The organism is Salipiger abyssi (genome assembly GCF_017311415.1).
GTDB lineage: Bacteria > Pseudomonadota > Alphaproteobacteria > Rhodobacterales > Rhodobacteraceae > Salipiger > Salipiger abyssi_A.
Window position 1 is genome coordinate 259,152 of the sequence record NZ_JAEKIS010000004.1, and the last position, 25,209, is coordinate 284,360.

Annotated in this window: 19 protein-coding genes; 8 read left to right on the plus strand and 11 right to left on the minus strand. The window is 65.8% G+C overall.

From position 1 onward, the window contains the following. Positions 1-47: 47 nt before the first annotated feature. Entirely contained in the window at positions 48-1,367 is a 1,320-nt protein-coding gene (locus tag I6N89_RS08025) for an NAD(P)/FAD-dependent oxidoreductase (protein ID WP_207017733.1), read from the plus strand. A gap of 34 nt (positions 1,368-1,401) precedes the next feature. Here the strand turns inward: I6N89_RS08025 and purU are convergent, their stop codons facing one another. From purU to I6N89_RS08060, 7 genes are read right to left on the minus strand one after another with little or no spacing between them, the layout of a single operon-like run. Continuing rightward, the gene (gene purU / locus I6N89_RS08030) at positions 1,402-2,286 is read right to left on the minus strand and encodes a formyltetrahydrofolate deformylase (protein WP_207017734.1); all 885 of its coding nucleotides are present in this window, start codon (positions 2,284-2,286) and stop codon (positions 1,402-1,404) included. A gap of 22 nt (positions 2,287-2,308) precedes the next feature. Continuing rightward, positions 2,309-3,721: an L-serine ammonia-lyase gene (locus tag I6N89_RS08035; RefSeq protein ID WP_207017735.1), complete on the minus strand. Its 1,413-nt coding sequence runs from the start codon at positions 3,719-3,721 to the stop codon at positions 2,309-2,311. A gap of 3 nt (positions 3,722-3,724) precedes the next feature. After that, positions 3,725-4,999: a serine hydroxymethyltransferase gene (glyA, locus tag I6N89_RS08040; protein WP_207017736.1), complete on the minus strand. Its 1,275-nt coding sequence runs from the start codon at positions 4,997-4,999 to the stop codon at positions 3,725-3,727. Positions 5,000-5,021: 22 nt separating this feature from the next. Continuing rightward, a complete protein-coding gene (gene soxG, locus I6N89_RS08045) occupies positions 5,022-5,576 on the minus strand; it encodes a sarcosine oxidase subunit gamma family protein (protein ID WP_207017737.1) in 555 nt (184 codons plus the stop codon). Between the two features lie 10 nt (positions 5,577-5,586). Further along, the gene (locus I6N89_RS08050; protein ID WP_207017738.1) at positions 5,587-8,577 is read right to left on the minus strand and encodes a sarcosine oxidase subunit alpha; all 2,991 of its coding nucleotides are present in this window, start codon (positions 8,575-8,577) and stop codon (positions 5,587-5,589) included. Continuing rightward, a complete protein-coding gene (locus tag I6N89_RS08055) occupies positions 8,574-8,876 on the minus strand; it encodes a sarcosine oxidase subunit delta (protein ID WP_207017739.1) in 303 nt (100 codons plus the stop codon). The genes I6N89_RS08050 and I6N89_RS08055 overlap by 4 nt, the downstream gene beginning before the upstream one ends. 16 nt (positions 8,877-8,892) lie before the next feature. Further along, positions 8,893-10,146, minus strand: coding sequence for a sarcosine oxidase subunit beta family protein (locus tag I6N89_RS08060; protein WP_207017740.1), 1,254 nt, complete (start codon positions 10,144-10,146; stop codon positions 8,893-8,895). Between the two features lie 572 nt (positions 10,147-10,718). On the opposite strand from I6N89_RS08060, the gene I6N89_RS08065 reads away from it, so the two are divergent. Next, a complete protein-coding gene (locus tag I6N89_RS08065) occupies positions 10,719-12,359 on the plus strand; it encodes a BCCT family transporter (protein ID WP_236016490.1) in 1,641 nt (546 codons plus the stop codon). Between the two features lie 57 nt (positions 12,360-12,416). On the opposite strand, the gene I6N89_RS08070 is transcribed toward I6N89_RS08065, so the two are convergent. After that, positions 12,417-13,463 (minus strand): GlxA family transcriptional regulator, encoded by a 1,047-nt coding sequence (locus I6N89_RS08070; RefSeq protein WP_236016491.1) that lies wholly within the window; start codon positions 13,461-13,463, stop codon positions 12,417-12,419. A gap of 309 nt (positions 13,464-13,772) precedes the next feature. Here I6N89_RS08070 and I6N89_RS08075 point away from each other — a divergent pair, with 309 nt between their 5' ends. From I6N89_RS08075 to I6N89_RS08090, 4 genes are all read left to right on the plus strand, one after another. Next, positions 13,773-14,522, plus strand: coding sequence for an electron transfer flavoprotein subunit beta/FixA family protein (locus tag I6N89_RS08075; RefSeq protein ID WP_207017742.1), 750 nt, complete (start codon positions 13,773-13,775; stop codon positions 14,520-14,522). 20 nt (positions 14,523-14,542) lie between these two features. Further along, on the plus strand, positions 14,543-15,475 hold the full coding sequence (locus I6N89_RS08080) for an electron transfer flavoprotein subunit alpha/FixB family protein (RefSeq protein ID WP_207017743.1): 933 nt from the start codon (positions 14,543-14,545) through the stop codon (positions 15,473-15,475). 28 nt (positions 15,476-15,503) lie between these two features. After that, positions 15,504-16,388 (plus strand): bifunctional methylenetetrahydrofolate dehydrogenase/methenyltetrahydrofolate cyclohydrolase FolD, encoded by an 885-nt coding sequence (gene folD, locus I6N89_RS08085; protein ID WP_207017744.1) that lies wholly within the window; start codon positions 15,504-15,506, stop codon positions 16,386-16,388. Positions 16,389-16,508: 120 nt separating this feature from the next. After that, positions 16,509-19,070: a GcvT family protein gene (locus I6N89_RS08090; RefSeq protein WP_207017745.1), complete on the plus strand. Its 2,562-nt coding sequence runs from the start codon at positions 16,509-16,511 to the stop codon at positions 19,068-19,070. Positions 19,071-19,354: 284 nt separating this feature from the next. On the opposite strand, the gene I6N89_RS08095 is transcribed toward I6N89_RS08090, so the two are convergent. Continuing rightward, complete coding sequence (locus I6N89_RS08095; protein ID WP_207017746.1) at positions 19,355-20,239, minus strand: LysR family transcriptional regulator; 885 nt, start codon at positions 20,237-20,239, stop codon at positions 19,355-19,357. Positions 20,240-20,396: 157 nt separating this feature from the next. Between I6N89_RS08095 and I6N89_RS08100 the strand changes: the two genes are divergently transcribed. Continuing rightward, the gene (locus I6N89_RS08100) at positions 20,397-21,635 is read left to right on the plus strand and encodes an aromatic ring-hydroxylating oxygenase subunit alpha (protein WP_207017747.1); all 1,239 of its coding nucleotides are present in this window, start codon (positions 20,397-20,399) and stop codon (positions 21,633-21,635) included. Positions 21,636-21,641: 6 nt separating this feature from the next. Further along, the gene (locus I6N89_RS08105) at positions 21,642-22,724 is read left to right on the plus strand and encodes a hybrid-cluster NAD(P)-dependent oxidoreductase (protein WP_207017748.1); all 1,083 of its coding nucleotides are present in this window, start codon (positions 21,642-21,644) and stop codon (positions 22,722-22,724) included. A 19-nt stretch (positions 22,725-22,743) separates the two neighbouring features. Here the strand turns inward: I6N89_RS08105 and I6N89_RS08110 are convergent, their stop codons facing one another. Next, positions 22,744-23,784: a GlxA family transcriptional regulator gene (locus I6N89_RS08110; protein ID WP_207017749.1), complete on the minus strand. Its 1,041-nt coding sequence runs from the start codon at positions 23,782-23,784 to the stop codon at positions 22,744-22,746. Positions 23,785-23,878: 94 nt separating this feature from the next. After that, entirely contained in the window at positions 23,879-25,192 is a 1,314-nt protein-coding gene (locus I6N89_RS08115) for a TRAP transporter large permease (RefSeq protein ID WP_207017750.1), read from the minus strand. Positions 25,193-25,209: the final 17 nt, after the last annotated feature.

The following is a 25,209-nucleotide window of genomic DNA, read 5'->3' on the forward strand; positions in this document are numbered from 1 at the left end:
TATGACCGCACAAACCGGAAAGCGTTGCCCGGCAAGGGAGGCCCGCTTTGACATCTGAACATCCGCAAAATCTCTGGCGGCACAGCCACCGGACGACCTCGAACCCTATCCCACTGAGCGCCGGAGAAGAGGCCGATCTTCTGGTGATCGGGGGCGGCTTCACCGGATGCGCCGCCGCGCTGGAAGCGGCAAAGGAAGGTGCGCGCGTTGTGGTGCTGGAGGGCCGGACGATCGGACATGGCGGCTCCGGGCGCAATGTCGGGCTGGTGAATGCCGGTCTTTGGCTGCCGCCGGATGAGATCGGCGCAAAGCTCGGACAGGAGGCCGGAACGCGCCTGATCGACACGCTTTCGGACGCGCCGGATCTGGTCTTCCGGCTGATCGAGCACTACGGGATCTCCTGCGAGGCGACCCGCAACGGAACTCTGCACCTCGCCCACGCACCCTCTGGGCTCAGGGATCTGCAAAGCCGGTTCCGGCAGGGCAACCGGAGCGGCGCGCCGCTGCAACTGCTCGATGCCGCAGAGACCGCGCGGCGGACGGGGTCGCGGGCGTTTTTCGGAGGGCTCTTCGACCCGCGCGCCGGGACGGTGCAACCGCTCGGCTACTGCCGGGGACTGGCGCAGGCGGCACGGAGCCACGGGGCGCGGATCTTCGAAAACACTCTGGTACGCGCGATCCGCCATGACGGCACGGTCTGGACCGCAGAAGCCAACGACCGGCAGGTGCGCGCGCCGGCGCTGCTACTGGCGACCAACGCCTATGCGGATGGCATCGCCGGGGCACCGGCACGGGAATTCGTTCCGGTGCATTTCAGCCAATTCGCCACGGCACCCTTACCCGAAGCAAGGCGACGCCATATCCTGCCCGGCGGCGAAGGCTGCTGGGACACAGATCTGGTCATGAGCTCGATCCGCGTCGACCGCGACGGGCGGGTGATTGTCGGCGGCGTCGGCAACGCCGAGGGACCGGGCGGCATCGTCCACCGCAATTGGGCAGAACGGAAACTGGCGCAGATCTACCCCGAACTTGCGGGCACGCCCTTCGAACATGCCTGGTCCGGCGCCATCGCGATGACCGCGGACCACCTGCCAAAGGTGCTGTCCTTCGGTCCGGCCGCGCTATCGGTCTTCGGCTATTCCGGGCGGGGCATCGGGCCGGGCACGGTGTTCGGAACCCGGGCCGCGCGGGCGCTGCTGTTCGGCGAAATCGATGGCCTGCCGGTGCCGGTCACCGACCGGTACAGCGAGCGGTTCAAGTCCCCGCGCACCGCCTTTACCGAAGCCGGCGCGATGCTGATGCACGGCCTTCGCCCCGCCCCGTTTGCCGGCGCGCGAGCGCCCACCGCGTCGAAACCGAAGACATGAAAAAGCCGGGCTTCGCAAAGCCCGGCTCTGTTTCTTACCCCATGCGCTCGGAGGCGTATTCGCCGGGGCTCGCGGGGAAGACCACGGTCTTGTCGCCGCTCTGGAACACCCGGCGGTGGATATGCGCATGGATGGCGCGGGCCAGCACCTGGCTTTCCACGTCGCGACCGAGCGAGACGTAATCCTCCGAGCTTTGCGCGTGCGTCACGCGCACCGTGTCCTGCTCGATGATCGGGCCTTCGTCGAGGTCGGCGGTCACGTAATGCGAGGTTGCGCCGATCAGCTTCACGCCGCGCTCGAAGGCCTGCTTGTAGGGGTTCGCCCCCTTGAAGCTCGGCAGGAAAGAGTGGTGGATATTGATGATCCGCCCCGACATTTCCCTGCACATCTCGTCGCTGAGGATCTGCATGTAGCGGGCCAGCACGATCAGATCGGCGCCGGTCTCGCGCACGATGCGCATCTGCTCGGCTTCGGCCTCCGGCTTGTTGGCCTTGGTCACCTTGATGCAGTGGAACGGCAGATCGTGGTTCACCACCACTTTCTGATACTCCATGTGGTTCGAGATCACCGCCACGATGTCGATCGGCAGAGCGCCGATGCGCCAGCGGTAGAGCAGGTCGTTCAGGCAGTGGCCGAAGCGGCTCACCATGATGATGACCTTCATCTTCTCCGAGGGATCGTGGAATTCGTAATCCATGTCGAAGCTCGCGGCGGTCGCGGCGAACCCGTCGCGCAGCGCCTCGCGGCTGCGGCCCTGCTCCGAGACAAAGCTGAGACGCATGAAAAAGCGGTCATTGGCGATGTCGGAGAATTGCGAGCTGTCGTGGATATTGCAGCCCTGCTCCGCCAGATAAGCGGAGATCGCCGCCACGATGCCCGGGCGCACCGGGCAGGAGACGGTCAGGATGATCTTGGTCATGTCTGTTGGACCTTTCTTGAACTCAGCATTCCGGCAGGTTGACGGCAATCCCGCCGGTCGAGGTTTCCTTGTATTTCTCGCTCATGTCCTGCCCGGTCTGGAGCATCACGCGGATGCAGTTGTCGAGCGGCATGAAATGCTCGCCATCGCCACGCAGCGACAGCGCGGCGGCGGAGACGGCCTTGATCGCGCCGAGCGCGTTGCGCTCGATGCAGGGCACCTGGACCAGCCCGGCGGCGGGGTCGCAGGTCATGCCCAGATGGTGTTCGAGCGCGATCTCGGCAGCGTTCTCGATCTGCTTGTTCGAGCCACCCAGCACCGCGCAGAGCCCGGCGGCGGCCATGGCGGCGGCGCTGCCGACCTCGGCCTGACAGCCGGCTTCGGCGCCCGAGATCGAGGCGTTGTGCTTGATCAGACCGCCGATGGCGGAGGCGGTGAGCAGCAGGTCGCGGCAGCCCTGGCGCGTGGCGCCGACGCAATGGTCGCGGTAATAGCGGATCACCGCCGGCACCACGCCCGCAGCGCCGTTGGTGGGCGAGGTCACCACGCGGCCCCCGGCGGCGTTCTCCTCGTTCACCGCCATGGCATAGACGCTCATCCAGTCATTGGCCTGATGCGGCTGGGCGAGGTTCATGCCCTTTTCCGCCTGAAGCTGGTCGTGGATCGCCTTGGCACGGCGGCGCACCTTGAGCCCGCCGGGCAAGATTCCCTCCTGCTCCAGTCCGCGCGCGACGCATTCGTCCATCGTGTCGAGGATACGATCGATCTTTTCGTCGAGCGCGGCGCCGTGCAGCACGCGCTCGTTGGCGCGCTTCATCTGCGCGACGCTCAGGCCGGATGTCTCGCCCATCTCCAGCATCTCGGCGGCGGTGCCGAACGGATAGGGAAAGCGCTGCGCGGCCTTTTCGTCATGCAGGCTGTGCTGGTCGTCGGCTTTCTGCGCCGCAAGCTCCGCCTCGGTGAGGACAAAGCCGCCGCCCACCGAATAATAGGTCTGCTGGTGATAGGTGTTGCCGGCCTCGTCATAGGCCTTCAGCACCATACCATTGGCATGGCCCGGCAGCGGCGGCCCGAAATCGAAGACCAGATCCGCCTCGGTGTCGAAGACCAGCGGCGCCAGCCCCTCGGGATGCACCATGCCCTCGGCCCGCACCTGCGCCTCGAGCTCTTCGGCGCGGTCGGGATCGAGCGTCTCGGGCAGCAGCCCGCAAAAGCCAAGGATCACCGCGCGGTCGGTGGCGTGGCCCTTGCCCGTCCAGGCCAGCGAGCCGTGAAGGCTCGCCGCCAGCCGGTGCAGATTGCCCGCACCGGGGATCTTCTCGGCCCCACCGCGCAGATCCTCAAGGAACCGCGCGGCGGCCACCATCGGCCCCATCGTATGCGACGACGAAGGACCGATGCCGATCTTGAAAACATCGAAGACCGAGAGGAACATGGCTCAGCCTTCGACGCTGTAGATGGGGAAGCTGTCGCAGAGCGCGCGGACTTCCTCGCGCACGGCGGCTTCGACCTCTGCGTCGCCCTCGGGGGTCTGCGACAGCGCGTCGATGACCTTGAGGATCAGGCTGCCGATCAGCTCGAACTCGGCCTCCTTGAACCCGCGCGTGGTGCCCGCCGAGGTGCCCAGGCGGATGCCCGAGGTGACGAAGGGTTTCTGCGGATCGTTGGGGATGGAGTTCTTGTTGCAGGTCAGGCCCGCGCGCTCCAGCGCGATCTCGGCGACCTTGCCGGTGACGCCCTTGGGTTGCAGGTCGACCAGCACCATGTGGCAGTCGGTGCCGCCCGAGACGATGCCGAGACCGCCCACTTGCAGCACATCGGCCAGCGCCCGGGCGTTCTCGATGACCTGCGCGCCGTACTCGGTGAAGGACGGTTGCAGCGCCTCGCCGAAAGCCACGGCCTTGGCCGCGATCACATGCATCAGCGGGCCGCCCTGGTTGCCCGGGAAGACAGCCGAGTTCAGCTTTTTCGCCAGCGCCTCGTCATTGGTCAGGATCACCCCGCCGCGCGGACCGCGCAGCGTCTTGTGGGTGGTCGAGGTCACAACATGGGCGTGCGGCACGGGGTTCGGATAATGGCCGCCGGCGATGAGACCGGCATAGTGGGCCATGTCCACCATCAGATAGGCGCCGACCTCGTCCGCGATCTTGCGGAAACCTTCGAAGTCGATCTTGCGCGGATAGGCCGAGGCGCCCGCGACGATCAGCTTGGGCTTGGTCTCCAGCGCCTTTTCACGCACCTTTTCCATGTCGATCAGGTGGCTGTCGGCATCGACCTCGTAGGAAACGACGTCGAACCATTTGCCCGACATGGTGACCGGCGAGCCGTGGGTGAGGTGGCCGCCATGGGCGAGGTTGAGGCCCATGATGCGGTCGCCCGGTTGCAGCAGCGCCAGGAACACCGCCTGGTTGGCCTGCGCGCCGGAATGCGGCTGGACGTTGGCAAAGCCCGCGCCGAAGAGCTGCTTGAGCCGTTCGATGGCCACGGTCTCGACCTTGTCGACGAATTCGCAGCCGCCGTAATAGCGCTTGCCCGGGTAGCCTTCGGCATATTTGTTGGTGAGCACAGAGCCCTGCGCCGCCATGACATCGGCAGAGACGATGTTTTCAGAGGCGATCAGCTCGATCTGGCTCTGCTGGCGGTCGAGCTCCTCGGCCACGGCAGAGGCGATCTCGGCATCACCGATACGGGTCTTGGGAAGATGGTCGAACATGGATGCGATCCTGTGAAAAGGGTCAGTGGGACTGTGCCGCGAGTTCGCGGCACCCGGTGTCGAGCAGCGCCAGGACATGCGGTGCAAAGCTTTGCCACACATCCATGCGGAAACGGTCCTCGGCATCGCGCCAGAGCACGACGGTCACCCCATCGAACACCGTGCGGCGGCCCTGGCCGGGCAGGATCGTCTCGATGTCGCGCGGGCAGCCAAGCGTCAGCAGCTCGGCGGCCTGCGCGCCTTCGATCTCGAAAGTGACCTCACGGCCAGAGATGTCAACCAGGCTATGAGGATGTGCCTCGTAGATCTCGGCAAAGGCCGCCTCGATCTGGGCCGTGCGCGGCACCGGCGTGGTCAGCGTCCATTCGTCGGGGCCGAGCCGGAGGATCTCGGTCCCGTCCACCGAGGCGCGCTGACCGATGGAGAGCGGCAGCCCCACCCCGAGCGCCGCGTCGAAGGGCGCCAGATCGCCACGGGCACGCAGCGACAGGCGTCCGATGGCGGGGGCCTTGCTGATCCGGGCGGCGCTGGTCTCGACCAGCGCGCCGGAGGTGAAGGAGGATACAGGTGCGTTCATGACAGACTCCTCAGATCTTCAGACGGGCGTTTTCGGGATCGACGAAGATCGTCGAGGTGATCTTGGCGGCGATGGTGCGGTCGGGCATCGGGATATAGACGGTCTCGCCCAGTTTCTCGTGCCCGCCCTCGACCAGCGCGAGCGCGATGGGGCGCCCGGTGGTGCCGGTGTCGTAGGAGGAGGTCACATGCCCCACCATGGTCATCGGAACCGGCTGCTTGGGATCGAAGACGATCTGCGCGCCCTCTTCCAGCTTGCTCTGGTCTTCGGTCAGAAGGCCGACGAGCTGCTTGCGGTTCTTCGCCCGAAGGTCGGGCCGCGCAAGGCCGCGCATGCCGACGAAATCGGGCTTCTTCTTGCCCACGGCCCAGCCCATGCCGGCGTCATAGGGCGTCACCGTGCCGTCAGTGTCCTGACCGACGATGATATAGCCCTTCTCGGCCCGCAGGACGTGCATGGTCTCGGTCCCGTAGGCGGTGATGCCGTATTGCTGGCCCGCCTCCCACAGCGTTTCCCAGAGCTGGCGACCCATGGGCGCCGGCACGTTGACCTCGAAGCCGATCTCGCCGGTAAAGCTCACCCGGAAGAGCCGCGCGGGCATACCCGCCACGGTGCATTCCACGCAGGACATGTGCGGGAAGGTCTCTTCGGTCAGCTCCACGCCTTCGACCAGCGGCGCCAGAAGCTTGGCGGCGTTGGGGCCGTTCAGGGCGACGGTCGACCATTGTTCGGTGGTCGAGGTCAGCCAGACATTGAGATCGGGCCATTCGGTCTGGAGGTAATCCTCCATCATGTTCATGACCCGTGCCGCGCCGCCGGTGGTGGTGGTGACGTGGAACTTGTCCTGACCCAGACGCCCGATCACGCCGTCGTCGCGGATATAGCCGTCATCGCCCAGCAGCAGGCCGTAGCGGCACTTGCCCACGCCCAGCTTGGTCCAGGGGTTGGTGTACATGCGGTTCATGAACTCGACCGCGTCGGGGCCGACCACCTCGATCTTGCCCAGCGTGGAGGCGTCGAAGATGCCCACCGACTTGCGGGTCGCGGCGCATTCGCGCGCCACGGCGGCATCCATGTCCTCGCCCGCTTTCGGGAAGTACCACGCCCGGCGCCACTGGCTGACCGGCTCGAACACCGCGCCGTTCTCTTCGGCCCAGGCGTCGATCTGCGTCTTGCGGGTGACCTCGAAATGATCGCCCCGGTGATAGCCCGCGAAGGCCCCGAAGGAGGTCGGCGTGTAGGGCGGCCGGAAGGTGGTGAGACCCACCTGCGGCTGCTTCTTGCCAAGCGCGTCGGCGGCGATGTTCAGACCGTTGATGTTGGACATCTTGCCCTGATCGGTCGCCATGCCGTTGGTGGTGTAGCGCTTGACGTGCTCGATGGAGCGCATGCCCTCGCGCACGGCAAGGCGCAGGTCCTTGGCGGTGACGTCGTTCTGATAGTCGACAAAGGCCTTGGCCTTGCCGGGGCTGCGGTCGGTCGGCAGTTCCTTCATTGAGATGCCGGTGCCCGTGCGGTCGCCCGCCACCGAATAGGCCACCTGCGCCGGGGTCTTGCCCAGCAGTTCGGCGACTTCCCGGCCCTTCTCGGCACCGTCCTTCAGCACCGCCTCGACGCCCCAGAGACCGCGGCTCGCGCCGGCGATCAGGCAGTCCTCGGGGGTGTCCTTCGGCAGGAAGGTGGTGCGGTCGTCGTCCCAGGCGAGCGAGCCCTTGGTGTGCGAGAAGAGGTGCAGCGAGGGCGTCCAGCCGCCCGACATCAGCACCGCGTCGCAGCGGATCTCTTCGCCCGCGCCGACGCTGCCGCCGCTGACCGGGTTCACACGCAGCGAGGAAACGCGCAGACGGCCGGAGGTGGCGGTGGCGGTGTGCGACAGCTTCACGGTGATGCCGCGTGCGCGGGCCTCCGACAGAAGCGCCTCATGCACGCCTTCGCGCAGATCCACGATGGCCTGCACCTGCGCACCGGCATCCTGAAGATCGAAGGCCGCGAACCAGGCGGAATCGTGCGAGGTGACAATCACCGGACGCTTGCCGACCAGCACGCCATAGCGGTTCAGGTAGGTCTGCGCCGAGCCCGCCAGCATCACGCCGGGGCGGTCGTTGCCGTGGAACACCAGCGGCTTTTCCAGCGCGCCCTGCGCCAGCACGACCTGTTTGGCACGCACCCGCCACATCCGCTCGCGCGGGGTGTCTTCGGGCAGCTCGGGCAGGTGGTCGGTCAGCTTCTCGACCATGCCGATCATGTTCTGGTGGTAGTAGCCAATGGCGGTGGTGCGGGTCATGATCTTGACCCCCGCCGCCTTCAGCGCTTCCAGCTCGGCGGCCAGCCAGTCCCATGCCGGACGGCCGTCGATCTGCGCCTGCGGCTCGGACAGCAGCGTGCCGCCGGCCTCGGCGTTCTCGTCCACCAGCACGACCTTGAGACCGTCCACCGCAGCGGCGCGCGCGGCGGCGATGCCGGTGGGGCCGGCGCCGACGATCAGCACATCGCAGTGCAGATAGCGCGAGGCATAGTGATCCGGATCCTCCTCGGTGGGGCTCACGCCCAGGCCCGCAGCGGCGCGGATGAACGGCTCATAGACCTTGTGCCAGAAGTTCTTCGGCCACATGAAGGTCTTGTAGTAGAAGCCCGCCGAGAACAGCATGTAGGCCGCGTCGTTCACCGCGCCCACGTCGAACTTGAGGCTCGGGTACTTGTTCTGCGAATTGGTCTCGAGACCGTTCCAGATCTCCTGCACGGTGGCGCGGGTGTTGGGCTCGAACCGGCCCGGGCCGCGGCGGGTGCCGATCAGCGCGTTGGGCTCTTCGCTGCCGGCGGCAACGGCGCCGCGCGGACGGTGGTATTTGAACGACCGGCCCATCAGATGCACGCCATTGGCCAGCAGCGCCGAGGCGACCGTGTCGCCCTGCGCGCCGGTGAAGCGCTTGCCGTCGAAGGTGAAGGTCACGGGGCGCGAGGTGTCGACGCGGCCCCGGCCGGAAACGCGATATTGGCTCATTTCTGGCGCTCCGTCAGGCTGGAGAGGTCCGGACGCGGGGCGTCCGCCTCATAGGTGGTCAGGAACTTGTCGGACACGGTGTCACGCACGGCGTTGAAGAAGCGCCCGCAGCCGTGGAAATGCCGCCAGCGTTCGTAGTGCGGACCGCGCACATTGGCGCGGATGAACAGGAATTCTTCCCACTGTTCATCGCTCTGGCCCGAGGGCTGCTCGGGACGGACGACATGCGCCTGGCCGGCATATGTGAACTCGAGTTCCGGCAGGGTTTCGTTGCAATAGGGGCAATGGATCAGAAGCATCTCTGGAAACCTCGTCTCAGTGGGCCACGGCCGCCGCGGCGGCTTCGTCGATCAGACGGCCTGTGCGGAAGCGTTCCATGGTGAAGGGCGCGTTGATCGGGTGCGGCTCGTCCTTGGCGATGGTCCAGGCAAAGGTATGCGCCGCGCCCGGGGTCGCCTTGAAGCCGCCGGTGCCCCAGCCGCAGTTGACGTAGAGCCCCGAGACCGGGGTCTTGGAGATGATCGCCGAGCGGTCCGGGGTGACGTCGACGATGCCGCCCCATTTGCGCAGCATGCGCATGCGGTTGAAGATCGGGAACACCTCGGAGATCGCCGCCACGGTGTGCTCGATCAGCGGCAGGCCGCCGCGCTGGCTGTAGCTGGTGTACTGGTCGGTGCCCGAGCCGATCACCAGCTCGCCCTTGTCGGACTGGCTGCAATAGGCGTGCACCGCGTTCGACATCACCACGCAGGGGAAGATCGGCTTGACGGGCTCGCTGACCAGCGCCTGAAGCGGATAGCTTTCCAGCGGCAGGCGCACGCCGGCGGTGTCCATCACCACCGAGGTGTGACCAGCGGCGGAGACCGCGACCTTCTTGGCCTTGATAAAGCCCTTGCCAGTCTCGACACCCGCGACGGAGCCGTCGGCGTTGCGGCGGATCGCCGTCACCGGGCAGTTCTGAATGATGTCGACGCCGCGCATCGCCGCGCCGCGGGCATAGCCCCAGGCCACCGCATCGTGCCGCGCGGTGCCGGCCCGCTCCTGAAGCGCGCCGCCCATCACCGGGTAGCGGGCATTCGGCGAGATATTGACCGGCGGGCAGTACTCCTTGCACTCCTCCGGCGTCAGCCAGCGGTTGTCCACGCCGTTCAGGCGGTTGGCGTGGATGTGGCGTTTGAAGCTCTGCACGTCATGCACGTTATGCGCGAGCATGAGGCAGCCACGGCGCGAATACATGACGTTGTAGTTCAGCTCCTGGCTGAGGTTTTCCCACAGGTCGACCGCGTGGTCGAAGAGCCGCGCGCTCTCGTCATAGAGATAGTTCGAGCGGATGATCGTGGTGTTCCGGCCGGTGTTGCCGCCGCCCAGCCAGCCCTTGTCGATCACCGCGATATTGGTGATGCCGTGCTGCGTCGCCAGATAATAGGCGGCCCCCAGACCGTGGCCGCCGGCGCCGACGATGATCACATCGTATTCGGCCTTGGGCTGGCTGTCAGGCCACTGCTCGGTCCAGTTTTTATGCCCCGAAAGGGCATTCTTTAGAAGGTTGAAGGCATTGAAACGCGTCATGATGGCACCCCGGGCTGGGAAGGTATTCGGGCTTGGGTAGCGATCCGCGCGGCGCGATGCGTGAAGCTTTGCGACAGGTTGGGTGGAGATATGCGCCACGCCATGACGCAACGTTTTTTCCGCAGCGCCCCGGCCCTTCACGTAGCGCCGTTCCGGTCCGGCAGATGTCGACGAAAAGAGCGAATCGCGGCCCCCGGACACAAAACCCGAGTCGCGCCAAGCCCGCGGCGAAAACCCGGTTAAGTTGAGCGCCTCGCCGCTTTCCGGGCCTGAACGGCGGCAGTTTCGTCGCGATGCTACCGCGCGCCTGTCGCACCCGTTCTGCCGCGTGGTTACGCTTCCCTGAATAACCCGGTGATCGACAATTTTGCCTGTCTCCGGTCCGGATTCAGGTCAGCGCAAAAGCAAAAGGCGAGCGTGGGAATCGCCCCGGTCCTCCCGGTCACAGCCTGCCGATGCAGGTGGGAGAGCCGGCCGGCGCCCCACATACCGCTCGCTCCCGCGTCAAGACGGGACAGCGAATTCCGGACCTTCACCCCGGCAGGCACAACGCCAGCACTGGAGGACTTCTCTTGACGCAAATCTCCGACACGGACGGCTCCGAAGCCGAAACACCGCCCGACGGGCTCATCCAGACCGACTACACCATCGGGCGCGACAATATCGAGGGCTCGGTCGGGCCGTTCGGCTTTGACGTACACAACCCGGTCTTCGCGATCTCGGCCTTTGCCGTCGTCGCCTTCGTGATCTTCACCCTCGCACTGCCCGATCAGGCGGATGCGCTGTTCAGCGCGATGTTCTCCGAGGTCACCAAGGGCTTCGACTGGTTCTTCATCGGCGCGGCGGACATCTTCGTCCTGCTCTGCCTGGTGCTGGTGATCAGCCCCTACGGCAAGATCCGCCTCGGCGGGCGCGACGCCACCCCGGATTTCAGCTATGTGAGCTGGTTCTCCATGCTCTTCGCCGCGGGCATGGGCATCGGCCTGATGTTCTACGGCGTCTCCGAACCGCTGAGCCATTTCTCTTCCTCGCTGGGCGGCACCGCCATGGGCGCGGACGGGCTGCGCAGCGACTGGGCGCCGCTCGGCGCGGCGGGCGGCAATGCGGACGAGGCGGTGCGCCTCGGCATGGCCGCCTCGATCTTCCACTGGGCGCTGCACCCCTGGGCGATCTACGCCATCCTGGCGCTGAGCCTCGCGCTCTTCAGCTACAACAAGGGCCTACCGCTCACCATCCGTTCGGCCTTTTACCCGATCTTCGGCGAGCGCGTCTGGGGCTGGCCGGGCCATGTCATCGACATCCTCGCGGTCTTCGCGACGCTGTTCGGGCTGGCCACCTCGCTGGGCCTCGGCGCGGCGCAGGCGAATTCCGGGCTGCACAAGCTGTTCGGCGTGCCGATCAACAGCACCGCGCAGATCGTGCTGATCATCGCCATCACCGCCATCGCGCTGTTCTCGGTGATCCGCGGGCTGGAAGCCGGGGTCAAGCTGCTCTCTGAAATCAACATGGGCCTGGCCTTCCTGCTGCTGGTCTTTGTGCTCGTGGCCGGGCCGAGCCTGCTTCTGCTCACCGGGATCGGCGATTATCTTCTGGCCTATCTCGAATACCTGCCCGCCCTGTCGAACCCGGTCGGGCGCGAGGACGTGAACTTCATGCAGGGCTGGACGAGCTTCTACTGGGCCTGGTGGATTTCCTGGTCGCCCTTCGTCGGCATGTTCATCGCGCGGGTCTCGCGCGGGCGCACCGTGCGCGAGTTCCTCATCAGCGTGCTGCTCATCCCGTCGCTGGTCTGCGTGATCTGGATGTCGGTCTTTGGCGGCGCCGCGATCAACCAGGTGCTGCGCGACGGCTATACCGCCGTGCAAGACTCGGAACTGCCGCTCCAGCTCTTCGCCATGCTCGACGCGATGCCGCTGACCGCGATCACCTCCTTTGTCGGGATCGTTCTGGTGATCGTGTTCTTTGTCACATCGTCGGATTCGGGCTCGCTGGTGATCGACACCATCACCTCGGGCGGCAAGGTCGATGCACCGGTGCCGCAGCGGGTGTTCTGGTGCCTGTTCGAGGGCGTGGTCGCAATCGTCCTGCTGCTCTCGGCGGGCGGGCTGAAATCGCTGCAATCTATGGTGATCTCGACGGGCCTGCCCTTCACCGTGGTGCTGCTGGTGATGTGCGTCGCGATCTGGCGCGGGCTGGCAAGCGAACCGCGCTGAGTCTCGAACCATGCTGAACAACCGCCGCGGGGCCCCGCCCCCGCGGCGGTTTGCGTTTCAGGCGAGCGCCGTGTCGCGCTGCTGGCGCAGTGCCAGCGGCGTGCAGCCGAAGCGGCGGCGGAACATCCGGCTGAGATGCGAGGAATCGCAAAAGCCGCAATCCACCGCGACCTGAGCGATGGATTTCTCGCTGCTCTCCAGCAGGTGATGCGCCAGCGACAGGCGGATGCTGAGAAACGCCGCCTGCGGCGAGGTGTCGAGCGCCACGCGGAAATGCCGCTCGAGCTGGCGCTTGCTGTGCCCGATGCGCCGCGCCACCTCGGTCACCGAAAGCGGCGTGTCGATATTCTGCTGCATCAGCAAGAGCGCGCGCAACACGATCGGGTCACGGGTCTTGAAATCCATGGTGATGCCGGGCTGCGGTTTCTCCGCCTGCAAGGCGTCGTCGATGATCATGATATGCAGGCTCTTGCTGGCCTGCGCCCGGCCCACATGCTTGTCGACCAGATAGGCCGCCAGATGCGCCGAGCTGGCGCCGCCGGAACAGGTCAGCCGGTCGCCATCGACCACAAAGATCTGGTCGGCCACCGGGTTCAGCCCTTCGAACTGTTCGAGGAAATCGGCGTGGTGGAACCAGCTCACGCAGCAGCGGTAACCGTCGAGCAGCCCCGCCTGGTGCAGCATGAAGGCGCCGGTACAGATGCCCACCAGCGGCACGCCCGCCTCTGCCGCCTGATGCAGGAAGCGCACATAGGCGGCGCTCAGCCCGGGCATCTCGTCCATCAGCCCGCCGACCACGACGATATAGTCGAATCGCGTCGGATCCCCCAGCCGCTCCTTCGGCTGCACGGTGATGCCGCAGCTCGACGAGACCGCATCCATCGTGTCCGAGAGCACCGTCCAGTTGCACAGGATCGGGCGCGAGCGGTCGCCCTCGTCGGCGGCAAGCCTCAGAACGTCCACGAAATTCGCGAAGGCGCAGAGGGTGAATCGCTTGGCCAGGATAAAGCCCACATTCAGCCGCGCCCCCTCGGGACGCGCACGCAGGGCATGGCTCGCGGCGTTGCGGGGCGCCGGTCTTGGCAGCTCGGATCGTGTCTCCATCGGGTCGCTCCGCCGGTCGGGGGAATTTTCTGATCCGGTGTCGTAGCCATAATCCCGGGTTGACGCAATCGTCCTGTTTTTTTGCGGCGCTTCATCGCAATAGTTCCGATCACGAATCCGGGAGACTGCCTGTCTTTGAGGCATGGCACCGCACAATCAAGCAAAGCGGGAGCGATCCCGCACCGTAAACGGAACGGGGAGCGCGGCGGATTGCACGTCGCACCCGTTCTTCCGAATAAACCGGCCCGGCGGCAAAGCCCGGGCGCATCTGTCCCGGCGGGCCCGGGGCTCTGACAGAGAGGAACTGGCATGAAAGTCCTGGTGCCTGTGAAACGGGTCGTCGATTACAACGTCAAAATCCGCGTCAGCGCGGATGGCAGCGGTGTCGATCTGGCCAACGTCAAGATGTCGATGAACCCGTTCGACGAGATCGCCGTCGAGCAGGCGGTGCGCCTGAAGGAAGCCGGCACCGCCTCCGAGGTCGTCGTGGTCTCCGTCGGCCCTGCGCAGGCGCAGGACGTGCTGCGCACCGCGCTGGCCATGGGCGCCGACCGCGCCATCCTGATCGCCACCGAGGGCACCACCGAGCCGCTCACCGTCGCAAAGCTCCTCAAGGGCGTGGTCGCCGAGGAAGAGCCGGGCCTGGTGATCCTGGGCAAGCAGGCCATCGACGACGATTGCAACCAGACCGGCCAGATGCTTTCGGCGCTGCTGGGCTGGTCGCAGGCGACCTTTGCCTCCGAGATCGAGCTGTCGGACGACAAGGCCAAGGTGACCCGCGAGGTCGACGGCGGCCTTCAGGCGATCGAGGTCACCCTGCCCGCCATCGTCACCGCCGACCTGCGCCTCAACGAGCCGCGCTATGCCTCGCTGCCCAACATCATGAAGGCGAAAAAAAAGCCGCTCGACACCAAGACACCCGAGGATTTCGGCGTCGATGTTGCGCGCCGCCTGAACGTACTGCGCGTCGAGGAGCCCGCGGGCCGTCAGGCCGGTGTGAAGGTCGGCTCGGTTGCCGAACTGCTCGACAAGCTGAAAAACGAAGCTGGCGTCATCTGACCGGACGGGGACCAAAGACCATGGCTATTCTTCTCTTTGCAGACCACGACAACGCGGCGCTTTCCGAAGCCGCCGCAAAGACCCTGACCGCCGCGACCCAGATCGGCGGCGAAGTCGATATCCTGATCGCCGGCAAGGACGCCGCCGCCGTCGCCGATGAGGCCGCCAAGCTCGCCGGCGTGCGTTCGGTGCTGCTGGCCAAGGGCGACGCGCTGGAGCAGCGTCTGGCCGAACCCACCGCCGCGCTGATCGTGGCACTGGCGGGCGATTACGACACCATCCTCGCGCCGGCGACCACCACCGGCAAGAACGTGCTGCCGCGCGTCGCCGCCCTGCTCGACGTGATGCAGATCTCGGAAGTGATCGAGGTTGTCTCCGCCGACACGTTCAAGCGCCCGATCTACGCGGGCAACGCCATCGAGGTGGTGCAGAGCGGCGAGGCGAAAAAGGTGCTCACCGTGCGCACCGCCGGGTTTGCTGCCGCTGCCGCCGATGCGAGCGCCCCGGTCAAGACCGTTGAGGCGGGCACCGAAGGCGCCGAGCTGTCGCGTTTCGTCGAGAACATCCTCTCGGTCAGCGACCGCCCCGAGCTGAGCTCGGCCAAGATCATCGTCTCCGGCGGCCGTGCGCTCGGCTCGGAAGAGAAGTTCCAGGCGGTGCTCAACCCCGTTGCCGACAAGCTCGGCGCCGCTGTCGGCGCGTCGCGCGCGGCGGTCGATGCGGGCTATGCGCCGAACGACTTCCAGGTCGGCCAGACCGGCAAGGTTGTGGCACCGGATCTCTATGTCGCCTGCGGCATCTCGGGCGCGATCCAGCACCTGGCGGGGATGAAGGATTCCAAGGTCATCGTCGCGATCAACACCGACGAAGAGGCGCCGATCTTCCAGGTCGCCGATTACGGTCTGGTGGGCGATCTCTTCGACGTATTGCCGCAACTCGAAAGCCAGCTCTGACGCCAGCCACGGGGAAGGGAGACCGCCCATGACCGCGCATATCATCGACGGAAAGGCCTATGCCGCCGGGCTCGGCGACAAGATCGCAGACAGCGTCGCCGCCTTCACCACCGGGACCGGGCGCGCGCCCGGCCTTGCGGTGGTGCTGGTGGGCAGCGATCCGGCCAGCGAGGTCTATGTCCGCAGCAAGGGCCGCATGGCCCGCAAGCTGGGCATGGAAAGCTTCGAGCATGTGCTGCCCGAGGACACCACGCAGGCGGCTCTGCTGGCGCTGGTGGCAGAGCTCAATGCCGATGACAGCGTCGACGGCATCCTCGTACAGCTCCCCCTGCCCCGGCATCTCGACAGCCTGGCCGTGGTCGAGGCCATCGACCCGGCCAAGGATGTGGACGGGCTGCACCCGGTCAACGCGGGCTACCTCGCCTCGGGCCTGCCGGGGCTGACCTCGTGCACGCCGCTCGGCTGCCTGATGCTGCTGCGGGATTCGCTGGGCGATCTCTCGGGGCTCGACGCCATCGTTGTGGGCCGCTCGATCCTCGTCGGCAAGCCGATGGCACAGCTGCTGCTCGCCGAGAACTGCACAGTGACGCTGGCGCATTCGCGCACCCGCGATCTGGCGGAGAAGGTCGGCAAGGCCGACATCGTCGTGGCCGCCGTGGGCTCTGCTGAGATGATCCAGGGCGACTGGATCAGGCCGGGCGCCACGGTCATCGACGTGGGCACCAGCCGGGTGATCCGCGACGGCGAGAAACGCCTCGTCGGCGATGTCGATTTCGCCGGTGCCGCGCGAAAGGCCCGCGCCATCACCCCGGTGCCGGGCGGCGTCGGACCGATGACCATCATGAGCCTGATGCACAACACCATGCTCGCCGCCTATCGCCGTGCCGGGCTGCCCGCGCCGCAACTCTGGTAACCTTCTCCCCGCCGCGCGTGAAACGGTCGTTTTTCGCGCGGTGAATGCCGGTTGGGCCGCAGTGCCGCGCCGGTTCATACTTACTCTGCCAGCAAACCTCTCGAACAAGTGGAATCACCCATGTCTTCGTTTCCTGAACGTGCAAACGTCGTCATCGTCGGTCTCGGCGGCATCGTCGGCGCATCGGTCGCGCATCACCTGATCGAGCGCGGCTGGGACAACATCGTCGGCATCGACAAATCGGCCATCCCCACCGATATCGGCTCCACCGGCCACGCGTCGGATTTCTGCTACGTCACCGCACATGACCAGCTGACCACCTGGACCTCGACTTACTCGGTCGATTTCTACGAAAAGCTTGGCCATTACAGCCGTATCGGCGGCATCGAGGTTGCCCGCGTCGGCGATGACGGGCGCCTGGAAGAGCTCAAGCGCCGCTGCGATTCCGGCCGCGCCTTCGGCACCCGCGTCAAGATGATCTCCGCCGCCGAGGCGAAAGAGAAATTCCCGCTGCTCGAGGAAGACCAGATCCAGGGCGCCATGTGGGACCCGGATGCCGGCCTCGTCGTGCCGCGCTCGCAGACCGTCGCGGGCAAGCTGGTGGATGCCGGCGAAAAGGCCGGCAAGCTGCGCGCCTTCGCAAACACCCCGGCGCTGGAGCTGATCCAGGAGAACGGCCGCGTTGTCGGCGTGAAGACCCATCGCGGCACCATCATGGCCGACCATGTCATCGTCTGCGCCGGCCTCTGGGGCCGCCTGATCGCCGACATGGTGGGTGAAGACCTGCCCGTGATGCCCGTCGATCACCCGCTGACCTTCTTCGGCCCCTATGACGAGTTCGCCGGCACCGGCCTCGAAATCGGCCGTCCGCTGCTGCGCGACCAGGGCAACTCTGCCTATCTGCGCGACACCGGCGACCCCGCCACAACCGAGGGCGGGCAAATCGAATGGGGCTATTACTACGAGAAAGAACCGCGCATGGTGCATCCGCGCGACATTCTCGAGAAGGGCCAGGCACGCCTCGGGCCGTCCATGCGCGACCTCGAACTGGAAGACGTGATCGAGCCGCTCGAACGCGCCATGGAGCTGACCCCGATCCTCGCCGAGCTGGGCTTCAACGAAAGCCACTCGTTCAACGGGTTGCTGCAAACCACCACCGATGGCGGCCCCTCCATGGGCGAAAGCCGCAAGGTGCGGGGCCTGTGGTATGCGGTCGCGATCTGGGTCAAGGACGCGCCGGGTATGGCGAAGCTGCTGGTCGACTGGATGACCGACGGGCGCACCCATATCGACCATCATGGCATCGACTATTCGCGTTTCCAGGATTACCAGCTCACCGAAGACTTCATCTGGAGCCGCTGCGAAGAGACCGCCAAGAAGATCTACAACCCGCCGGTTCACCCGCGCGAACCCTTCGCCAACGCACGCGGCATCCGCCGCTCGCCCTTCTACGAGCGCGAGGTCGAGCTGGGCGGCTACTTCATGGAGCTCGGCGGCTGGGAGCGGGCGCATGGCTACGCGGCCAACGAGCACCTGCTGGAGAAATACGCCGATCAGGTTCCGTTGCGCGAAAACGAATGGGACAACCGCCATTTCTGGCGCGTGTCCAACGCCGAGCAGCTTGAGATGAGCGCCGATTGCGGCATCATCAACCTGTCGCACTTCCACATGACCGATATCTCGGGCCCGGATCACGTTGCGCTGATGGAGTACCTCTGCGCCGCGAAAATCGGCGGCGACAACAATATCGGCAAGGGCATCTATACCCATATGCTCGATGACGAGGGCAATGTCCGCGCCGACTTCACCGTGTTCCGCATGGCAGACCGCTGCCGTCTGGTGAACGGAGCCGATGCCGGCCCGCGCGACCAGATGTACATGAAGCGGATGGCGCAGGACAAAGGCTTCGACGTCACCATCGTGGATGTGACCGAGGATTTCACCACCATCGGCATCTGGGGCCCGAACGCCCGCGAGAACCTTAAGAAGGTGGTCGCGGATCCGGACATGCTGGAGAAGGAGAACTTCCCCTTCGCGGCGATCAAGACCATCGAAATCGCGGGCAAGAAGGTCTCGGCCTTCCGCATCTCCTATGTCGGCGAACAGGGCTGGGAGCTTCACATGGCCTATGAGGACGGTCTGGCCGTCTGGGATGCGCTGCGCGATGCCGGCGTGATGGCCGTGGGGGTCGAGACCTACGCCAACTCCCGGCGGCTGGAGAAATCCCTGCGCCTGCAAAACGCCGACCTGCAAACGGAGTACAACCTCTACGAGGCCGATCTGGCGCGTCCGAAGGTCAAGGAAGCGGAGTTCCGGGGCAAGGAGAAGCATCTGGAATACCGTGCGCGCGAGCACCAGCCGGCGATGCTCTGCACGCTGGTGATGACCGAAAACACCGACAGCAAGGGTGTGGCCCGCTACCCGGTGAACACCATGCCGGTGATGGATCCGGAAACCGGCGAGGTGCTGGTCGACGAGCTGGGCCGCCGCTCCTATACCAGCTCGCAGACCTTCGGTCCGACGGTCGGCAAGAACATTATGCTGGCCTATCTGCCCTGGGACTACTGCCAGGTCGGGCGCACGCTGAACGTCACCTATTTCGACGAGACCTATCCGGTCGAGGTCGCCGGGGTGGGCTATGCGCCGCTCTACGACCCGGAGAACCTCAAGCCGCGCAGCTGAGGCGGGACCGGTATAGATAAACTCAAGCGACTCCGGCGGTTTTCCGCCGGAGTTTTTTGTTGTGCGGAGCGGTGGGCAGATTGCCCACCCTACGATTGTGCATTGCCCCGGCGCGGGACAAGCCCGCAGGGCGCCTCTCACACATCGCAAAGCGATGTGTGAGAGGCAGGCGTTTGCAAGCAAACGCCGAGAGGCGCGCCAGCGCCGGACCCTACTGCCCTCCCGATCTTACAATCCACGTAGGGTGGGCAATCTGCCCACCGCTCCCGACGCACACACCCCCGCTAAAGCGGCGTCTCCTGCTCCGCCAGCCAGTCCGCGAAGAGCCGCGCATTGGCCGAGGCGCGGCCATGGATGCGCAGGTAGAACGGGTGCGGCGACTCCATCGCCTCGGGCACAAGTTGCACCAGCCGCCCGCTGTCGAGATAGCCGCCCAGCAGTCCCTCCCAGCCCAGCACCGCGCCGACATGATCCTCGGCGGCCTTCAGCGAGATCAGGTAATTGTTGAGGAAGAACCCCGGCCCCTGCGGCGCGGTCCGGCCCAGGGTCGAGAACCATTCCGGCCATTCCGTCCAGGCATTTACTCCAGATTGCGTGTGGATCAGCGGCACGTCCAGCAGATCCGAGATGTCGCGGATACCGTAGCTATCGGCGAACTGCTCGGTCCCCAGCGCCAGGATGCGGTCGCGGAACAGCACCCGGGTCTCGTCATCCTCGAGCGCCGGATCGCCGTAATGGATGCTGAGATCGACGCCCCGCGCGCGACCGTAATCCTCGATCATCTGCGAGATCGCGACGCCCGGATGCGCCTTCCAGAAGGCTGCGAGCCGGGGCGTCAGCCAAAGCCCGCTCATCGCCGTGGTGGCGGCGATCGACACGCCGCTGCGGTCGTGGCGACTGCGGATGCGGGCGACGCTTTCCGAGATCCCCTCGAAGCCGCGTTGCAGCGAGACGAACAAAAGCGCCCCCGCCTCGGTCAGCTCCACCCCCCGGTAATGGCGGTTGAAGAGCGGCTGGCCCAGCTCTTCCTCCAGCGCCTTGATTCGATGGCTGACCGCCGCCGGGGTCACGTTCATCTCCGCCGCCGCCATCTTGAAGCTTAAATTTCGGGCAGCGGCTTCGAAACAGGCAAGATCGCCAAGGGATGGCAAATCATAGGGTTTCGGCATCTTCGGTCGCTTTCGGGCAAGGTATGTCGCGAATGGAACAAATCGCGAGAGAGTTTAGCCAGTCTAAACCCAGATGAGATTTTTGCCAATTGTCAACGCAACTGTGGAATGTCTCTTTGCCGGAAATTCCCCCCTCTCCCGCGACAGGAGTTCCGATATGGCAAGCCAGACCGCCCCGCTCTCCGACCTGCTCGTCCAGCACCGCCCCGGCCATGCGCTCCAGCAGCCTTTCTATACCGCGCCCGAAATCTTCGAGGTCGATCTCGAAACCATCTTCTACCGCGAATGGCTCTATGCCTTCCCGGCCTGCATGCTCGACAAGACCGGCGCCTATCAGCGCCTGAAGATCGGCGCCTATGACGTCATCGCCATCCGCGACGGCAAGGGCGAGATCCGCGCCTTCCACAACACCTGCCGCCACCGCGGCTCGGTGATCTGCTCGGCCTCCCAGGGCCGCGTCGCCAAGCTCACCTGCCCCTATCACCAGTGGACCTACGATCTCGACGGCAAGCTGATCTGGGCCCGCGACATGGGCGCCGATTTCGACCCGTCCAAGCATGGGCTGAAGCCGGTTCATTGCCGCACCGTGGCCGGGCTGGTCTATATCTGCCTGGCCGCCGACGCGCCCGATTTCGACGCCTTCGCCGGCACCGTCGCCCCCTATCTGGGTGTGCACGACCTGTCGAATGCCAAGGTCGCGCATCAGTCGACGATCATCGAAAAGGGCAACTGGAAACTGGTCTGGGAAAACAACCGCGAGTGCTATCACTGCGCCGGCAACCACCCCGACCTGTGCCGCACCTATCCCGAGGATCCGACGATCACCGGTGTCAGCGCCGACGGCACCTTCCCCGAGAAGGTGGAAAACCACTTCAACCGTCTCGAATCCGCCGGCGCGCCGTCGCGCTTCAAGCTCGGCGAGGAGGGCCAGTACCGCGTGGCGCGCATGCCGCTGCTCGACGGTGCCGAGAGCTACACGGTGAACGGCAAGATCGCCGTGCAGAAGCGCCTGGGCCAGGTGCCCTTCCTCGACGCCGGCACGCTGCTTCTGTTCCACTACCCGACCACCTGGAACCACTTCCTCACCGATCACTCGATCACCTTCCGCGTGACCCCGATCGGCCCGCAGGAAACCGAGGTGCAGACCACCTGGCTGGTCAACAAGGACGCGGTCGAGGGCGTGGATTACGATCTCGAAAATCTCACCCGCGTCTGGACCCACACCAATGACGAGGACCGCCGCGTCGTCGAGGACAACCAGCAGGGCATCAACTCGCCGGTTTACGAGCCCGGCCCCTACTCGACCACTCACGAGGACGGCGTCGCCCAGTTCGTGAGCTGGTATCTCGACCGGATGCGCGCCGCGCACACCCCTTCCACCCTCGCAGCGGAGTAAAGCGATATGGCCAAGACCCAGGCAACCGCCGCCGGAGCATGGACCGACGACGAGGTGCTGGAATGCGTCTCGATTCTTCCTGAATCGCCGAACGTGGTCACGGTCTGCTTTCAGGCTCCGTCGGGCCGACCCTTCAACTTCCAGGCCGGGCAGTTCCTCACGCTGGAACTGCCCGTGCCGGGGGGGCCGCTCTACCGGACCTTCACCATCTCCTCCGCGCCGTCGCGGCCGAAATCCCTGACGATCACGATGAAGGCGCAGTCGACCTCCATCGGCGTGCGCTGGATCATCGACAACCTGCGCCCGGGCATGACGCTGAAGGCGACGGGCCCCGGCGGCCGGTTCACATCGGCCGAGTATCCGGCGGAGAAATATCTTTTCATCTCCGCCGGGTCGGGCATCACTCCGATGATGTCGATGACGACCGAGATCTACGATCTCGGCCGCCATTGCGACATCGTCTTCGTGAACTGCGCCCGCCGCCCGTCCGAGATCATCTTCAAGCGCCGGCTTGAGCATATGGCCACGCGGATCGAGGGGCTCGATCTGAAATGGGTCGTGCAGGAATCGGATCCGTATTCGCCCTGGACGGGCTATCAGGGCACGTTCAACCAGCTGATGCTGGGTCTGATGGCGCCGGATTACCTCGAACGCGAAGTGTTCTGCTGCGGACCCGAAGGCTTCATGCAGTCGGTGCGCGAGGCGCTGGCCGGCCTCGGTTTCGACATGGACCACTACCATCAGGAAAGCTTCCACGCGCCGGGCACCCCGGGGCCGGAACTCATCGAGGTCGAAATTCCGGACGATCACTTGCCGGAAGAGAACGTCATGGCCGAGATCATCTTCGACATCTCGGGCGTCACGCAATCCTGCCCCGAAACCGAAACCGTGCTCGCCGTGGCCCGCAATTCCGGGATCGCGATTGCCTCGGGCTGCACCTTCGGCGTCTGCGGCACCTGCAAGACCAAGAAGATCTCTGGCGAGGTCCATATGGTGCACAACGGCGGCATCACTGACGAAGAGATCGAAGAGGGCTATATCCTCGCCTGCTGCTCGAACCCGCGCGGCAAGGTCACGCTCGAACTCTGAACGCCATGGCGCGGCGCGGTCACTCCGCGTCGCGCATCAGCACGCCGACCGCGGGCAGATCGTCGCCCGGCTCGAACCGACCCTGCGCCTTGCGGTATTCCGCCGGCGTCACGCCACGCTCCGCCTTCATCGTGCGCGACAGGTGCGGCCCGTCGCAAAAGCCGCAGGCCAGCGCGATATTGGTCACCGAGGCATCCGTGGTGCGCAGCCGTTGCAGCGCACGCTCCAGCCGCAGGTCGAGATAGGCCTTGAGCGGCGTCTGCCGCAGATCCGCGAGAAAGCGCCGCTCCAGCGTGCGCCGCCCCACCCCCAGCTCGCGCGCCAGATCCTCCACCGTCTTCGGCATCTCCAGGTTCTGCTGCATCCGCAGCAGCGCCCGGCGCACCAGCTCGTCCTTGGCGCGGCGCGCCAGCGTCAGGCCGGGCTGGGCCTTTTCGCCGCCCATGGCATCGTCGATCATCATGATATTGAGGCTCTTTATCGCCGCCGACTGCCCCACATGCCGCTGAACGAGGAAGGCCGCCAGATGCGCCGCGCCATGGCCGCCGGAGCAGGTCAGCCGGTCACGGTCGACCACGAAGATCTGGTCGGAGATCGGCGTCTCCGCCTCGAACTGGTCGAGGAAATCCTGATGGTGGAACCAGCTCACGCAGCAGCGATAGCCCTTGAGCAGCCCCATGCGTTGCAGGATGAAGACGCCGGTGCAAAGCCCCACCACCGGCACCCCTGCCTCGGCCTGCCGCCGCAGAAACCCCTGCGCGGCGCCGTTCAGCGCGGCGCTGTCGCCAATGAGCCCGCCGACCACGACGATATAATCGTAGCGCCCGGCCTGCCGCAGCCGCGTGTCGGGCTGCACCCGCACGCCACAGCTCGACCGCACCGCCTCCAGCGTGTCAGACAGCACCACCCAGTCGCAGAGGATCGGGCGGGAATGGTCGGCCTCGTCGGCGGCCAGCCGCAGCACGTCGACGAAATTGGCAAAGGCCGAGAGCGTGAAGCGGTCGGCCAGCAGAAAAGCCACGCGCAGGCGCTTTGCGGGGGGAGAGGACGGGGCGGGCATGGCGGCATCCTTCAGGCGGGGTGTCGCAAATATACACGAACATTGCCGCCGGATTCCATCGCGCCGCGACCTCTGATGGCCCCGGCGCGACGGATCACGCGCCGTAGAGCAGGTTCGGCAGCCAGAGCGCGAGCTGCGGGAAGGCCACAAGGATGACCACCGCCAGACCGAAGAGCAGGAAGAACGGCACCGAGGCGCGCGCCACCCGTCCCAGCGGCCAGTTTGTCAGCCCCTGCAACACGAAGAGGTTGATCCCCACCGGCGGCGTCAGCAGCCCGATTTCGACCATCAGCACCAGGAAGACGCCGAACCAGACCGGATCGTAACCCGCCGCCGTCACCAGCGGCAGGGTCATCGGCAGGGTCATGACGATGATCGCCACCCCGTCCACAAAGATCCCCAGCAACAGGTAGAACAGCGCCAGCAGCATGATCAGCGCCAGCGGGTCGAGGTTCATCGCGCCGATGGCCGCGCCCAGCTCCTGCGGCAGGTGCAGATAGCCCAGCGTCGTGGAGAGCAGCGAGGCCGAGATCAGGATGATGCAGACCATGGTGCTGGTCTTGACCGTGCCGAGCAGACTGGCGCGGACCAGCTCCCAGTTGAGCTCGCGCAGCAGGATCAGCACCACGAAAGCCGCCAGAACGCCCACCGCCGCCGCCTCCGAGGGCGTGGCGATGCCGGAATAGATCGCGCCCAGCACGATCCCCATCAGCGCCACCACCGGCAACAGGTCCAGCGCGGCGCGCGCATAGTCGCGGAGCGCAAAATTCTGGTGCCCGGCGGGCGCCACGCCCGGACGGATCAGCGCCATCGCCATGATGAAGGCGGAATAGAGCCCCGAGACCACCAGCCCCGGCAACACCCCCGCCGCGAACAACCGGCTGACGGAGACCTCGGCCAGAATGCCGTAGATGATCATCGCAATCGACGGCGGCAGAAGCAGCCCGAGGCTGCCCGCGCCGGCCAGCGAGCCGACTGCAAGGCGTTCGTCATAGCCGCGCGTCACAAGCTCTTTCGAGGTGATCTTGCCCACCGTTGCCGTGGTCGCCGCCGACGAGCCGCTGACGGCGGCAAAGAGCGTGCAGCCCAGCACATTGGTGTGCAGCAGCCGTCCGGGGATGCGGTCGACAAAGGGCGCCAGCCCCTTGAACAGCCGCGCCGAGACCGTAGAGCGGAAGATGAGTTCCGCCACCCAGATGAACAGCGGCACGGCGGCCAGCTCCCAGGTGGAGGCGCTGCGATAGGTGATCGAGCCGGCGATGGAAAAGACGCGGGTGAGCGGCATGCCGACGAGGAAATGCAGCCCGGCGAAGGAGACGAGCAGCAGACCGGCAAAGATCCACACGCCGCTGCCCAGCGTCACCACCAGCATCGCGATCAGCGCCAGTCCGGCGAAAAGCGGGTCCATGAATTCCCTTTCTGCCT

Coding starts and splice junctions, on each gene's coding strand:
- purU (WP_207017734.1), bottom strand. CDS start 2,286: ATGACCAAGATCATCCTGACCGTCTCCTGCCCGGTGCGCCCGGGCATC.
- I6N89_RS08035 (WP_207017735.1), bottom strand. CDS start 3,721: ATGTTCCTCTCGGTCTTCGATGTTTTCAAGATCGGCATCGGTCCTTCG.
- glyA (WP_207017736.1), bottom strand. CDS start 4,999: ATGTTCGACCATCTTCCCAAGACCCGTATCGGTGATGCCGAGATCGCC.
- soxG (WP_207017737.1), bottom strand. CDS start 5,576: ATGAACGCACCTGTATCCTCCTTCACCTCCGGCGCGCTGGTCGAGACC.
- I6N89_RS08050 (WP_207017738.1), bottom strand. CDS start 8,577: ATGAGCCAATATCGCGTTTCCGGCCGGGGCCGCGTCGACACCTCGCGC.
- I6N89_RS08055 (WP_207017739.1), bottom strand. CDS start 8,876: ATGCTTCTGATCCATTGCCCCTATTGCAACGAAACCCTGCCGGAACTC.
- I6N89_RS08060 (WP_207017740.1), bottom strand. CDS start 10,146: ATGACGCGTTTCAATGCCTTCAACCTTCTAAAGAATGCCCTTTCGGGG.
- I6N89_RS08070 (WP_236016491.1), bottom strand. CDS start 13,463: ATGGAGACACGATCCGAGCTGCCAAGACCGGCGCCCCGCAACGCCGCG.
- I6N89_RS08075 (WP_207017742.1), top strand. CDS start 13,773: ATGAAAGTCCTGGTGCCTGTGAAACGGGTCGTCGATTACAACGTCAAA.
- I6N89_RS08080 (WP_207017743.1), top strand. CDS start 14,543: ATGGCTATTCTTCTCTTTGCAGACCACGACAACGCGGCGCTTTCCGAA.
- folD (WP_207017744.1), top strand. CDS start 15,504: ATGACCGCGCATATCATCGACGGAAAGGCCTATGCCGCCGGGCTCGGC.
- I6N89_RS08090 (WP_207017745.1), top strand. CDS start 16,509: ATGTCTTCGTTTCCTGAACGTGCAAACGTCGTCATCGTCGGTCTCGGC.
- I6N89_RS08095 (WP_207017746.1), bottom strand. CDS start 20,239: ATGCCGAAACCCTATGATTTGCCATCCCTTGGCGATCTTGCCTGTTTC.
- I6N89_RS08100 (WP_207017747.1), top strand. CDS start 20,397: ATGGCAAGCCAGACCGCCCCGCTCTCCGACCTGCTCGTCCAGCACCGC.
- I6N89_RS08105 (WP_207017748.1), top strand. CDS start 21,642: ATGGCCAAGACCCAGGCAACCGCCGCCGGAGCATGGACCGACGACGAG.
- I6N89_RS08110 (WP_207017749.1), bottom strand. CDS start 23,784: ATGCCCGCCCCGTCCTCTCCCCCCGCAAAGCGCCTGCGCGTGGCTTTT.
- I6N89_RS08115 (WP_207017750.1), bottom strand. CDS start 25,192: ATGGACCCGCTTTTCGCCGGACTGGCGCTGATCGCGATGCTGGTGGTG.